This window comes from Denitrificimonas caeni DSM 24390 (assembly GCF_000421765.1).
GTDB classification, from domain to species: Bacteria; Pseudomonadota; Gammaproteobacteria; order Pseudomonadales; family Pseudomonadaceae; genus Denitrificimonas; species Denitrificimonas caeni.
The window spans coordinates 454,027-467,919 of sequence record NZ_ATXQ01000002.1; the positions used below are offsets into that span (position 1 = coordinate 454,027).

The window sequence follows — 13,893 nt, forward strand, 5'->3', positions numbered from 1 at the left end:
GCTTACATCCTCAATGTGGCTGCAAAGTTATCAGCCAGCAAGGCCAAGATGGCCTGTGTCGCTGCGCTGACTTCATCATCCGTAAGAGTGCGCGAAGGATGCTGCCAGGTCAAGCCGACCGCTAAACTTTTGCAACCCTCTTCCACACCTTTACCTTGATAGACATCAAACAGGCGGATTTGCGTTAAAAATTCACCGGCAGCGCTGCGCATCGCCGCCATTAATTGCTCGGCGGGCACTTCAGCTTTAACCACTAAAGCCAAGTCGCGGCGCACTTCAGGGAAGCGTGACAGCTCTTTAAAGGCCGGCAAACGTCCTGAACTGATCGCATCCAGCTGTACTTCAAACATCAGCACTTGCTGGTCAATGTCTAACTCAGTGGCCAACTGTGGATGTAACGTACCGACAAAACCAACCGCCTGACCATTACGCTCAATGCGCGCACATTGACCTGGATGGAAGGCATGCTGCTGGCACGGAACAAAAGTGAAGCTGTCGCTATCACCTGCAGCAGCCAGCACCGCTTCAACATCGGCTTTAATGTCGTAAAAATCGACGGTTTCTTTACCGTGCGTCCACAACTCGGGCAAACGTGCACCCGTGATCACACCGGCGAGCATACGCTCTTGCTTAAGATCTTCCAGCTGACCAACAAAACTCAAACCGCTTTCAAATAGACGCACGCGATCTTGCTGACGATTAAGGTTGTGCTGCAAGGCTTTAAGCAAGCCTGGCAGTAAAGAGGCGCGCATCACCGACAGCTCAGCTGAAATCGGGTTGGCCAAGGTTAAGGCTTTCAACTCAGGATGAAACGCGCTGAACAGCTCAGGTTCAATAAAACTGTAAGTGATCGCTTCTTGGTAACCACGTGCCACCAACAAACGACGCAATACCGGTAAAGAAGCTTGCGCTTCAGATTCTGCTTGCGGTGCTAAGCGTGCTGCCGGGTAGCGCACAGGCAACTGATCATAGCCATACAAACGGCCAATCTCTTCCAGCAAGTCCACTTCGATACTGATATCAAAGCGATGACTTGGCACTGCAACTGACCAGACACCTGCACTCTGCGCGCTAAGCTGTAAGCCCAGCGGCGTCAATAGTGTTTCAATCTCGCTATCGCTCAAGCTCAAGCCAAACATCTGCTTGACGCGCTCAGCACGTAAGGTAATAGGCGCAGTGTTCGGCAGGTGCTGCGCATCTTCAGTGACCACCGTAGGGCCCGCACTACCACCGACAATACTTAGCAATAACTCAGTGGCACGCTCAATCGCTTGCGCCGGTAATTGCCAGTCGACACCGCGCTCAAAGCGGTGTGACGCATCGGTATGCAAGCCATAAGAACGCGCTTTACCAGCAATCGCTACTGGCTCAAAGAAAGCACTTTCAAGGAAAATATCGGTGGTTTTACCCACTTCAACACCGCTGTCTGCGCCACCCATGACACCGGCAATCGCCAAAGCGCGTTGCTGATCAGCAATCACCAGAGTATTGGCTTTTAGCTTAATTTCTTGACCATCAAGCAAGGTGATCTCTTCATTGTCTTGCGCCATACGCACGCAAATGCCGCCGTTGATTTGCGCCAGATCAAAGGCATGCAAAGGCTGGCCTAATTCAAGCATCACGTAGTTGGTGACATCAACTACGGCATCAATACTACGAATATCACTGCGCTGTAAACGCTCAACCATCCATGCAGGAGTTGGCTGAGTTAAATCAACGCCTGTGATCACCCGTCCGGCATAACGCGGGCAGGCCTGTGAGGCAGCAAGCTCAACGGCAACTGTTTGCGCATGACTCGCCGCCACAGCAGTAATCGCAGGCAACTGTACCGCGACGTTATACAGCGCGCCCACTTCACGAGCTAAACCTTGTAGCGATAAACAATCACCACGGTTTGGGGTTAAATCAACTTCAATGCCGGCATCGTTAAGATTCAAACACTCACGAATGCACTGCCCTACCACTGCGTCAGCCGACAGCTCTAATAAGCCATCATTTTCATCGCTGATTTGCAGTTCGCTGGCCGAACACAGCATGCCGAACGACTCAACGCCACGCAGCTTGGCTTTTTTGATCTTAAAATCGCCAGGCAGCACCGCGCCAATACGGGCGAACGGAATTTTTAAACCCGGGCGCACATTCGGTGCACCACACACGATTTGTACAGTCTGCTCGCCATCACTGACTTGGCAAACACGCAGCTTGTCGGCATCAGGGTGTTGCTCAGTGCTTAATACTTCACCGACCACTACACCGCTGAACTCGCCCGCTACAGGGCTGACCGCATCGACTTCTAAGCCGGCCATAGATAAACGTGCCACCAACGCGTCACGTGTGACTTGTGGATCAACTAAACTGCGTAACCATTGTTCACTAAATTTCATGCTGCTCTCCTAAACTCTAAAGGGTATCGACCTAGCGAAACTGGGCTAAAAAGCGCAGGTCGTTATCGAAGAACAGACGCAAATCATTCACGCCATAACGCAACATAGCTAAGCGCTCAACGCCCATACCAAAAGCAAAACCCTGGAACTCTTCAGGGTCAATGCCTGACATACGCAGCACATTCGGATGCACCATGCCGCAACCCATCACTTCCAACCAACCGGTTTGCTTGCACACGCGGCAGCCTTCGCCATTGCACATCACACACTGCATATCGACTTCAGCGGACGGCTCAGTAAAGGGGAAGAACGATGGACGGAAACGCACGCCGAGATCTTTCTCGAAGAACACTCGCAAGAACTCTTCAATGGTGCCTTTCAAATCAGCAAAACTGATGTCTTTATCAATCAACAAACCTTCCACTTGATGGAACATCGGTGAGTGAGTGATATCTGAATCACAACGATACACACGGCCAGGGCAGACAATACGAATCGGCGGACGCTGAGCCTCCATGGTGCGCACTTGCACGGGTGAAGTATGGGTGCGCAGCAGCATATTGGCATTGAAATAGAAGGTGTCGTGCATCGCCCGCGCGGGGTGATGACCAGGAATATTCAACGCTTCAAAGTTGTGATAATCATCTTCAACTTCTGGGCCTTCAGCGATGCCGTAACCAATCTTGGTAAAGAATTGCTCAATGCGCTCAAGGGTGCGGGTAACCGGGTGTAAACCACCGCTTTGTTGACCGCGACCAGACAATGTCACATCAATGGTTTCTGCAGCCAACTTGCTTTCTAAAGCAATACTATCCAAATGCTGCTTGCGGGCATTTAAAGCGTCTTGCACTTGCTCTTTAGCGACATTGATTAAAGCACCTGCTTTAGGACGCTCTTCAGCAGACAATCCACCCAACTGTTTCATCAACTGGGTCAACTCACCTTTTTTACCTAAATAGTGAACCCGTAATTGCTCCAAGCCCTGTGATTCTTCGCTCTGGGCAATGGCTGCTAAAGCCTGTGCCACTAGCGCATCAAGATTTTCCATACAATACTCCAGAGGACCTTGCAAAACACAGCGCGGGTGCTTTGCAAGGTGCTCTTGCTATGACTTACAAAAATAAAGATTCTATACGAAATAAGGGAAGAGCCTAAGCCCTTCCCTTATCAAAAACGCATGTCGCAACGTTTTAAAACTTAGGCCAAAGTGGACTTAGCTTTTTCAACAATTGCCGCAAATGCTGCTTTTTCGTTTACTGCTAAGTCAGCCAGTACTTTACGGTCGATTTCGATTGAAGCCTTTTTCAAGCCTGCAATGAAACGGCTGTAAGACAAACCATTAACACGTGCACCAGCGTTGATACGTGCAATCCACAGAGCGCGGAATTGACGTTTACGCTGACGACGGTCACGGTATGCATATTGACCAGCTTTAATAACCGCTTGCTTAGCTACACGGAATACGCGTGAACGCGCACCATAATAACCTTTAGCAAGTTTCAAGATTTTCTTGTGACGACTACGGGCTACAACACCACGTTTTACACGAGCCATAAAATATTACCTTTATTTATCCAGACCTAAATTAACGAACACGCAACATGCGTTCAACGCGAGCAACATCACTTGGGTGCATCATAGATGTCCCACGTAGTTGACGCTTACGCTTAGTTGTCATTTTGGTCAAGATGTGACTCTTGAAAGCGTGCTTATGTTTAAAACCGTTCGCTGTCGCTTTAAAGCGCTTTTTAGCGCCACTTTTCGTTTTCATCTTTGGCATGTTGAATACTCCGCATTCAGATTGATACGCATAACCTTAAGGCCTGCCGCTGCCCTAGGGGGTTATTTTTTCTTTTTGGGGGCGAGGACCATTATTAACTGGCGTCCTTCCATCTTAGGATGCTGTTCAACGGTGCCGTATTCAGCAAGGTCACCTTCAACCCGCTTCAACAACTCCATTCCCAACTCCTGGTGGGCCATCTCTCGGCCGCGGAATCGTAATGAAACCTTGGCTTTATCCCCATCTTCTAGGAAACGTATCAGGTTGCGTAGTTTTACCTGATAATCCCCGTCTTCCGTCCCTGGTCGAAACTTGATTTCTTTAATTTGTATTTGTTTCTGGTTTTTCTTAGCCGCAGCAACTTGTTTCTTTTTCTCGAACAAGTGCTTGCCGTAGTCCATGATGCGACATACCGGCGGTTCTGCATCAGCAGAAATTTCAACCAGATCCAGCTTAGCTTCATCAGCCGCGGCCAGTGCTTCATCAATCGAGACGATCCCGATCTGCTCACCTTCTGCACCAATCAGGCGCACTTCGCGGGCTGTGATGTTCTCATTAATGGGTGCCTTAGGGGCAGCTCGTCTGTCTTGTCTCATATCTCGCTTGATAATTATCACTCCAAATCTTGGCGACCACGCCGGGAAATCGCAGTATTTAATAACTCACTGAACTGGTCGACGGACATACTTCCGAGGTCTTCACCGCCACGCGTTCGTACTGCAATAGTTTGTGTCTCAACTTCCCTATCGCCAATAACAAGCAAATAAGGAACTTTGAGCAAAGTATGCTCGCGGATTTTAAAGCCGATCTTCTCGTTTCTCAAGTCACTATTGACTCTAAACCCACTTTCTAGCAGATTTTTTTCAACTTTCTTGGCAAAATCACCTTGTTTCTCACTGATATTCATCACGACGGCTTGCGTCGGTGCTAACCAAGCTGGAAATGCACCTTCATAATGCTCAATCAAAATACCAATAAAACGCTCAAATGATCCTAAAATCGCGCGGTGTAACATCACTGGATGTTGACGACTGTTATCTTCACTCACGTATTCTGCATCTAAACGCACCGGCAAGTTAAAGTCGAGCTGTAAAGTGCCGCACTGCCAAACACGACCTAAGCAATCACGCAGTGAAAACTCAATCTTCGGCCCGTAGAATGCACCTTCACCCGGCTGCAATTCATAGGCTAAACCAGCTGAATCAAGTGCATCAGCCAAGGCTTTCTCAGCACGATCCCACTGCTCATCTGAACCTACACGCTGCTCAGGGCGAGTCGACAACTTCAACTCAATATCAGTAAAGCCAAAATCTTCGTAAACTTTCTGGGTTAAACGAATAAAGTCAGCTGACTCAGCTTGCATCTGCTCTTCAGTACAGAAGATGTGTGCATCATCCTGTACGAAGCCACGCACACGCATTATACCATGCAACGCACCGGACGGCTCGTTACGGTGGCAAGCGCCGAACTCTGCCAAACGCAGCGGCAGTTCGCGGTAGCTTTTTAAACCCTGATTGTACACCTGCACGTGGCACGGGCAATTCATCGGTTTAATCGCATAATCACGCGACTCAGACTGGGTAACAAACATATTGTCTGCGTAGTTGGTCCAGTGCCCTGACTTTTCCCAAAGGATACGATCAACCACTTGCGGCGTTTTAATTTCTAAATAGCCGTTTTCACGCTGTACTTTGCGCATGTACTGCTCAAGTACTTGATAAATCGTCCAGCCATTGGGGTGCCAGAACACCATACCTGGCGCTTCTTCTTGCATATGAAACAAGTCTAAGCGCTTACCGAGCTTACGGTGATCACGCTTTTCGGCTTCTTCGATACGCTTCACATAAGCAGCCAGTTGCTTCTTATCTGCCCACGCGGTGCCATAAATGCGTTGCAGCTGCTCATTTTTAGAGTCGCCACGCCAGTACGCACCGGAGAAACGGGTCAGCTTGAAAGATTTTAAAAAACGCGTATTAGGCACGTGAGGGCCACGGCACATATCCACGTATTCTTGGTGAAAATACAGGCCCATTTCGGTTTCATCAGGCATATCTTCAATCAAGCGTAATTTGTAATCTTCGCCACGCTCAGTGAAAAGTTTGATGACTTCAGCGCGCGGCGTCAGCTTTTTAATCACATCGTAATCTTGACTGATCAGCTCATTCATGCGCTTTTCAATCGCCTGCATATCATCCGGAGTAAAAGGACGAGCAATCGCGATATCGTAATAAAAGCCTTCATCAATGACGGGGCCAATAACCATTTTCGCTTCAGGAAATAACTGCTTAACCGCATGACCCACCAAGTGCGCGCACGAGTGGCGGATGATCTCTACGCCTTCAGGGTCTTTCGGGGTAATGATCGACAGCGTCGCATCACTGCTAATTACATCAGTGGCATCCATTAAGCGGCCATTGACTCGACCAGCAACGGTCGCTTTAGCCAGTCCCGCACCGATAGATTGGGCGACTTCAAGAATAGAAACAGGCTGTTCAAATGTACGCTGACTGCCGTCAGGGAGAGTAATTACGGGCATGGCGCCTCCTCTGCCTAGTGGTGACCCCTACAATAGGTCACATGGGTTGGGATGAGCCAGTAAGAGCGACTGAGACTGAAGCACACCTACCATACTGCGGCAGAGGGTTGTACCCGCTCCATTTCAATCGGATTCACTGGGAAAATTGCAATCATGCAAAATAATTGCAGTAAAAACACAAAAGGCCGCACTTGGCGACCTTTTGTTATATTTGGTAGGCACAATTGGATTCGAACCAACGACCCCCACCATGTCAAGGTGGTGCTCTAACCAACTGAGCTATGTGCCTGCAATGGCCGCGTATCCTACACTCAAATTAAGTATTGTCAATCCTTTTTGCCAGCCAGTCAGATGCATAAGGATTATCACACTCGATTCAATTACCTTTAGCGATTGCCACCGGCTCTGTAATAGGCACTGGCATACCCACCTCGCCAGCCACAATTTCACGCACACGCTGCCAATCTAAAAGATGCGCATCTTGAATATCGTCACGCTTAAGCAGCACATTGACCACCGCCGCATGCTTGTCAACAACAGAGGTCTCGCCATCATCACTCAGCGGCGTATGCGCTTCTAGATACAGTTTGCCCTGAGCAAAACCAAACTTATAGGGCTCATTAATAATGCGCACCTTGGTACCAACTGGCACGACACTGGCCAACTCTAAGACGTTGTGGTTAAGCATACGGAAACAGCCATGACTGACACGCATGCCAATGCCAAACTTTTTGTTCGAACCATGAATCAGATAACCCGGTAAACCCAAGGTCAACTTGTACGGCCCCAACGGATTATCTGGTCCTGGCGGCACATAGGCTGGCAATGGATCACCAGCTTCCGCATGCTCACGCAAAATAGATTTTGGCGGCGTCCAACCTGGGTTTGGCGTTTTTACCGTAATGGATGTATCGCTGATCGGTGAATCCCAACCTTCACGACCAATCCCCAGCGGATAGGTGTAAACCACTGGCTTATCTTTTGGATAATAGTAGAGGCGGTATTCGGCCAAGTTAATCACCACCCCCTCACGTGGGCCCGGCGGCAAAATGTAGCGCGTTGGCAAAATAATTTCTGTGCCCGCACCGGGCAACCAAGCATCAACACCTGGGTTGGCCGCAACCATTTCCAGATAGCCTAAATCATGGGTTTTACCCAGATCAGCAAAAGTGTCTTCATAGCGCGCTTGAATAACCTGTACTTCGCCAACCACATCTTCGCCTGGCGGTGGTAAAGGCAACTCAAGTGCTGACGCAAAAGGCGTGAAACACAACGCTGCCAGTCCGGAGAAACGCAAAGACTTAAGCGTGAGCATGTTTAACAACATCGAAGTAACCCTACCAAAAAGAGTGAATGTGCCGTTGTATAGTACGGGATTTGTGCCGCTTACGCATACGCCTTTATGCGCTACGCCAGCCCGGCTGTGCCTGTTTGCGCTGAGCCTGAATAACATCTCGGCACTGTGGGCAAAAATAAGCGGTACGCAACTGTTGTCGCTCCAGCGCTTGCCAGTGCGGCTGCGCGGGTAACAAACTACCGCAGAGCGTGCGATCAGCCTGACTGTCTAATTCTAATTGACGGTTAACCGCATGCACACGCTCTTTTTGACAGGCGAACAGATCCAACTGCTCGTCCGGCAAAATAATCTGATAAGCATGTAAAGACCACACCAAGCGCGCCATGTAGAGCCCCTAAAATCGGGCGCTACATTAGCTCAAAGTCAGACACTATAACAGTATGCAGGAAAAATATTGTTGGCCTTACTGCGCAGGCGCCAGCGGCAACAGTGGGGCTAAACGCTGCCAAGCATTATCCAGTAGCAGCGGCTGCGCCATTTGCGTGGGATGCACACCGTCGGCCTGCATCATGCCCTCTTCACCACCCACGCCAGCTAAGAAAAAGTCCACCACAGCGACATTTTCTTGCTCGGCAATCTGCTGATACACATTATAAAATGCCTCGGTGTAACGCTGACCATAATTACCCGGCAAACGCATCCCCAGCAACAATACCACCGCATCCTGCTGCTTAGCCTGCTGCACCATACGGGTCAGGTTGCTACTCATCTGCGTCAGTGATAGCCCACGCAGGCCATCATTACCGCCGAGTTCAATGATCACATAGTCAGGCTGGTGCTCGCTCAGCAACTGCGGAAAACGTGCCAATCCACCACCGGTGGTTTCGCCACTGATCGAGGCATTGACAACCTTAAACTCAGGATTATGCTCACGCAAACGCTCTTCTAATAATGTTACCCAGCCCTCTTGAGTTTCCAGACCGAAGGCAGCACTGATACTATCCCCCACCACTAAAACAGTTGCCGCTTGTGCTTGACCGAACGAACCCAGCACCAGCAAGCACATCGTTGCTATCCATTGACGCATTGGAAACCTCATGACTAAAACCATTCTTAGCGCCCAGCACCTTAGCAAAAAGGTTTCATCAACAGAAGACCAACTGACCATTCTGGACAATGTTTCTTTTGATCTTGCCCAAGGCGACTCGCTGGCCATTATCGGGCGCTCAGGATCAGGTAAATCAACCTTATTAGGACTACTGGCAGGCCTGGACTTACCCAGCAGCGGCGAAGTGATCTTAGCAGGGCACAACTTAAACACGCTCGATGAAGATCAGCGCGCAGCCATTCGTGCCGAACACGTAGGTTTTGTCTTCCAAGCTTTTCTGCTGCTCGACAGTTTAAATGCCTTAGAGAACGTGATGCTGCCGCTGGAGTTGGCAGGTCACGCCAATCCACAGCAACGCGCCAGCGAACTACTGATTCGTGTCGGCTTAGAGAAACGCTTACAGCATCCGGTCAATTTACTCTCCGGCGGTGAGCAACAACGTGTCGCCCTCGCCCGCGCTTTTGCCACCCAGCCCGATGTGTTATTTGCCGATGAGCCAACCGGTAACCTTGACAGCCAAACTGGCGAAAGCATCAGCGACCTATTATTTGAAATGAATAAAGAGTTAGGCACAACACTAGTGCTGGTGACCCATGATGAAAAACTCGCCGCGCGCTGCCAGCAGCATTTACGTTTAGAAGCTGGCCGTCAGGTGGATCAAACATGCAACTGACATTACTCGGTCTATTGAAACTGGCCAGCAAACAACTGCTGCGCGAACGCCGCACCTCCGAGCTGCGCATTTTGTTCTTTGCCTTAGTCATTGCCGTTGCCAGCAGCAGCACCATTGGCCACTTCGCAGAACGCTTACAAGGCGCCATGCAATTGCGCGCGGGCGAGTTTCTCGCCGCCGACTTGATTTTATCTGGTAGCGAACCAGCGCAGGCCGAGCAATTATCGCTTGTGCAAAATGCGCGTTTAAATAGCGCACAAACCCTGCAGTTTGCCAGCATGCTGGCCACCGAGGATGGCATCCAGCTCGCCAGCGTTAAAGCCGTTGATGACCATTACCCATTACGCGGCGAACTGCGCAGTAGCACACAGCTTTACGGTGAAGAACTTAAAGGCGGCCGTCCTCAACCTGGCGAAGTCTGGCTGGATACGGAACTGCTGACCAGCTTAGCTTTGCAACTGGGCGACAGCGTTGAGATTGGCGCAGCGCACTTTAATGTCAGTCGCATTCTGACCTACGAGCCTGACCGTTCTGGCAATTTACTGAGCTTTACGCCAAGAGCGATGATCAACCTCGCTGACTTGCCTGCCACTGATATATTGCAACCCGGCAGTCGCGTGAGCTATCGACAGCTGTGGAGCGGCGATGCCCAAGCCATAGACAACCTACGCAGCACCCTAGAAAAAAACCTGCTGCCTCACCAGCGCATTGAAGACCTAGAAGACGGCAATCAACAAGTCAGCAGCGCCCTTGAGCGCGCAGCCAGTTATTTAAACCTGGCCAGCTTAGCCGCTATTTTACTGGCCGCAGTGGCAGTCGCTTTATCCGCCAGTCGCTTCGCGCGCCAGCGCTTTGATCAGGCCGCCTTATTGCGCTGCTTTGGCTTATCGCGCAAACACACTCTCTGGTTATTTTGTTTGCAACTGTTGTTACTGGCGTTATTGGCCAGCGTCTTAGGCTCGCTAATTGGCTGGCTGGCACAATTTGCACTGTTTGAATTGTTGGCAGGGTTATTACCTAAGGACATTCCAGCCGGCAGCTTAAAACCTTTTGTCACAGGCATTGCCACCAGCGTGGTGATGCTCGCTGGTTTTGCCTTACCGCCTTTGATTGCCCTGGGACGGATTGCGCCACTGCGCGTGTTACGTCGTGATTTACTGCCGGTAGCGCCAGCCACTTGGTTATTGTATGGCAGCGTTTTGTTGGCACTGGCAGCTTTAATGTGGCAACTGAATCTGGATATACGCCTGACCAGCGCCTTGTTGGTTGGCGGCGGCGGTGCTGCTGTGGTGCTCGGCGCGGGGTTATTTTTCGGCTTAAAAAGCTTACGTTTCTGGTTGGCCAAACGCAGCCTAGCGTGGCGCTTAAGTCTTGGTCACTTGCTGCGTTATCCGCTCAACAGCGTCGGTCAGATTATGGCCTTTGCTTTGATTCTATTATCCATGGCCTTGATTGTTTTACTGCGCAGCGAATTACTGGATAACTGGCAAGCGCAACTGCCTGAGCAAGCACCCAATCACTTTGCAATTAATATTTTGCCTGCTCAGCAAGCTGATTTTAGCGCAACCCTGAATAACATCAGCAGCAATACAGCGCCGCTCTATCCGGTTATTTTAGGGCGTTTAACCAAGATTAATGAGCAAGCCGCAACCGACTTGATTGATCCTGAAGCGCGCGTGATGCGTACCTTACAGCGCGACCTTAATTTGACTTGGACGGTTCAGCTACCTAAAGACAATGAAGTCGTCGCAGGACATTGGTGGTCGAGCAATTCAGCGGTTGCCCCAAGCGATGCGCCCTATCAGGTATCCGTCGAAAACGACTTAGCCAAAGAGCTTGGCGTAACCGTTGGCGACCGCCTGACTTTTCATATCGGCGGCAGCGATTACCCTTCACAGATTGTCAGCCTGCGCACGGTAGACTGGAACAGCATGCAGCCCAACTTCTTTGTGATTTTCAATCCAGAGCAGATGGGTAACGCCGCGCACACCTATATGACCAGTTTTTATCTGCCGGAGCACGCTGAGCAACAACGTATTGATTTAGCCAAAGCCTTTCCGAGCGTGAGCATTTTGCAAGTCGATGCAGTACTGCGTCAGCTGCGCGATATTCTTGCGCAAGTGACGTTAGCGATTGAACTGATTCTGCTGTTTGTGTTGGCAGCCGGCATTACCGTGCTGATCGCAGGCTTACACAGCACCCTAACTGAGCGTGTGCAACAAGGCGCACTGATTCGCGCGCTGGGTGCATCCCGCAAGCTACTGGTGCAATCACAACGTAATGAATTCGCGCTAATCGGTGCCTGCAGCGGTCTATTGGCATGGTTAGGCTGCGAAATCAGCAGCCTCATGCTCTACCGCTTTGCTTTTGATTTAGCTTGGCAGCCACACCCTTGGTTGATTGTTCTGCCAGTTCTGGGCGCGCTGTTAATTACCGCGGTCGGCATGCTCGGTACACGTCAGGTGCTGCAGAGCAGCCCACTGCAGATTTTGCGTGGCAATTAATCCTCCGCGATAGCAATCTACGAACTGGCTTTGCACACGACACAGCCAGTTCGTCAGTCGCGAATACTTAGCGAGTCGCCCTGCCCTTATAAAAAGGACAGAGCGAGGCAATGAGACAGATTACTTATCGAAGTGAATGACCGAGCGAATGCTCTTACCCTCATGCATCAAATCAAAGGCTTCATTGATGTCTTCCAGCCCCATGGTGTGAGTAATAAAGTGATCCAGTTTAAACTCACCCCGCAGGTAGCGCTCAACGTATTCAGGTAGCTCTGAACGGCCTTTAACACCACCAAATGCAGAACCACGCCATACCCGTCCGGTCACCAACTGAAATGGACGCGTACTGATCTCCTGCCCGGCACCGGCGACACCAATAATGACAGACTCGCCCCAACCTTTATGACAGCATTCCAGTGCAGAACGCATGACGTTAACGTTACCGATACACTCGAAGGAGTAATCAACTCCACCATCAGTCAATTCAACAATCACATCCTGAATCGGCTTGTCGTATTTTTTCGGATTGATGCAATCGGTTGCGCCTAGCTGGCGTGCTAAGTCAAACTTACTTTCATTGATATCAATGGCAATAATACGGCTGGCTTTGGCCATCACTGCGCCAATAATTGCTGAAAGACCAATACCACCGAGACCAAATACAGCCACAGTTGCGCCTTCTTCAACTTTTGCTGTGTTTACCACAGCGCCCATACCGGTGGTCACGCCGCAGCCGAGCAAGCAGACTTCTTCAAGCGGCGCTGCGGGATTGACTTTAGCCAGAGAAATTTCCGGCAAAACCGTATATTCAGAGAAGGTTGAGCAGCCCATGTAGTGATAAATCGGCTTACCATTATGATGGAAACGCGTGGTGCCATCGGGCATCAAACCTTTACCCTGAGTCTCACGGATTTTCTGGCAAAGGTTAGTTTTGCCTGATTTACAATACTTGCATTCGCCACATTCTGGCGTATACAAAGGAATGACGTGATCACCCACCGCGACACTGGTAACGCCTTCACCAATTGACTCAACGATACCGCCGCCTTCGTGACCTAAAACACACGGAAATATACCTTCAGGATCATCACCGGACAGTGTAAAAGCATCCGTATGGCAAACGCCTGATGCGACAATTCGAACACGCACCTCGCCTTTTTGCGGCGCCATCACATCGATTTCTTCAATCGACAGAGGCTGGCCTGGACCCCAAGCGATAGCTGCTTTAGATTTTATGCTTTGTGTCATCTGGTTTTTCCTCTATATCGGATAATTTCATGCGCCGTCAGACAATTGTTCGCCGTATCGAGGCATCATATAGATGCCCGTCACTACGCTTCCTGGCAGATTTACGATGTCTTTTTGCGCTATGCAATCATTATAGTTATTAACTAATAGAAGATAATCAGCTTATTTTGTAAATTACTTTTGTTAACAGGTAACAATCAAGTTATCTTGCTGGTTAATACCCAAAGCCATTCAAAGACTTTAAAGCAGAAACTTATCTGTCGTATAGCGTGTCGGCCAATAAGAGCGATCAAGATCTTTGGCTCGTCATTGTGACTGCTGCAAGTTGCCAAACCAGAGTGAGTGACTATTGTTTAATCTGAT

12 protein-coding genes and 1 tRNA gene are annotated in these 13,893 nt (G+C 49.9%); 2 read left to right on the forward strand and 11 right to left on the reverse strand.

The window, feature by feature from the left end; translation table 11 throughout:
- Positions 1-2 precede the first annotated feature (2 nt).
- The 10 genes from pheT to H591_RS0105160 all read right to left on the reverse strand — a co-directional run bounded on the left by pheT (position 3) and on the right by H591_RS0105160 (position 9,084).
- Positions 3-2,384 (reverse strand): phenylalanine--tRNA ligase subunit beta, encoded by a 2,382-nt coding sequence (gene pheT, locus H591_RS0105115; RefSeq protein WP_022965880.1) that lies wholly within the window; start codon positions 2,382-2,384, stop codon positions 3-5.
- A 31-nt stretch (positions 2,385-2,415) separates the two neighbouring features.
- Positions 2,416-3,432 carry a phenylalanine--tRNA ligase subunit alpha gene (pheS, locus tag H591_RS0105120; RefSeq protein WP_022965881.1) on the reverse strand — a complete coding sequence of 339 codons (1,017 nt, stop codon included), beginning with the start codon at positions 3,430-3,432 and terminating at the stop codon, positions 2,416-2,418.
- A 149-nt stretch (positions 3,433-3,581) separates the two neighbouring features.
- Positions 3,582-3,938 carry a 50S ribosomal protein L20 gene (gene rplT, locus H591_RS0105125; RefSeq protein WP_022965882.1) on the reverse strand — a complete coding sequence of 119 codons (357 nt, stop codon included), beginning with the start codon at positions 3,936-3,938 and terminating at the stop codon, positions 3,582-3,584.
- Between the two features lie 31 nt (positions 3,939-3,969).
- Complete coding sequence (gene rpmI, locus H591_RS0105130; protein WP_022965883.1) at positions 3,970-4,164, reverse strand: 50S ribosomal protein L35; 195 nt, start codon at positions 4,162-4,164, stop codon at positions 3,970-3,972.
- Positions 4,165-4,226: 62 nt separating this feature from the next.
- Complete coding sequence (gene infC, locus H591_RS0105135) at positions 4,227-4,778, reverse strand: translation initiation factor IF-3 (RefSeq protein ID WP_211219956.1); 552 nt, start codon at positions 4,776-4,778, stop codon at positions 4,227-4,229.
- On the reverse strand, positions 4,778-6,700 hold the full coding sequence (gene thrS, locus H591_RS0105140) for a threonine--tRNA ligase (RefSeq protein ID WP_022965885.1): 1,923 nt from the start codon (positions 6,698-6,700) through the stop codon (positions 4,778-4,780). Before thrS ends, infC begins: the two co-directional genes overlap by 1 nt.
- A 212-nt stretch (positions 6,701-6,912) precedes the next feature.
- Positions 6,913-6,989, reverse strand: a tRNA-Val gene (locus H591_RS0105145).
- Positions 6,990-7,076: 87 nt separating this feature from the next.
- Positions 7,077-8,015, reverse strand: coding sequence for a L,D-transpeptidase family protein (locus H591_RS0105150; RefSeq protein WP_028244192.1), 939 nt, complete (start codon positions 8,013-8,015; stop codon positions 7,077-7,079).
- Positions 8,016-8,100: 85 nt separating this feature from the next.
- Positions 8,101-8,382: a hypothetical protein gene (locus H591_RS0105155; RefSeq protein WP_022965887.1), complete on the reverse strand. Its 282-nt coding sequence runs from the start codon at positions 8,380-8,382 to the stop codon at positions 8,101-8,103.
- 78 nt (positions 8,383-8,460) lie between these two features.
- Positions 8,461-9,084: an arylesterase gene (locus H591_RS0105160; RefSeq protein WP_022965888.1), complete on the reverse strand. Its 624-nt coding sequence runs from the start codon at positions 9,082-9,084 to the stop codon at positions 8,461-8,463.
- 10 nt (positions 9,085-9,094) lie between these two features.
- On the opposite strand from H591_RS0105160, the gene H591_RS0105165 reads away from it, so the two are divergent.
- Both H591_RS0105165 and H591_RS0105170 read left to right on the forward strand, forming a co-directional pair.
- On the forward strand, positions 9,095-9,778 hold the full coding sequence (locus tag H591_RS0105165; protein WP_022965889.1) for an ABC transporter ATP-binding protein: 684 nt from the start codon (positions 9,095-9,097) through the stop codon (positions 9,776-9,778).
- Complete coding sequence (locus H591_RS0105170) at positions 9,769-12,282, forward strand: ABC transporter permease (protein WP_022965890.1); 2,514 nt, start codon at positions 9,769-9,771, stop codon at positions 12,280-12,282. The genes H591_RS0105165 and H591_RS0105170 overlap by 10 nt, the downstream gene beginning before the upstream one ends.
- A 120-nt stretch (positions 12,283-12,402) precedes the next feature.
- Here the strand turns inward: H591_RS0105170 and H591_RS0105175 are convergent, their stop codons facing one another.
- Positions 12,403-13,530, reverse strand: a complete 1,128-nt coding sequence (locus H591_RS0105175) for an S-(hydroxymethyl)glutathione dehydrogenase/class III alcohol dehydrogenase (RefSeq protein ID WP_022965891.1) — start codon at positions 13,528-13,530, stop codon at positions 12,403-12,405.
- Positions 13,531-13,893 lie beyond the last annotated feature (363 nt).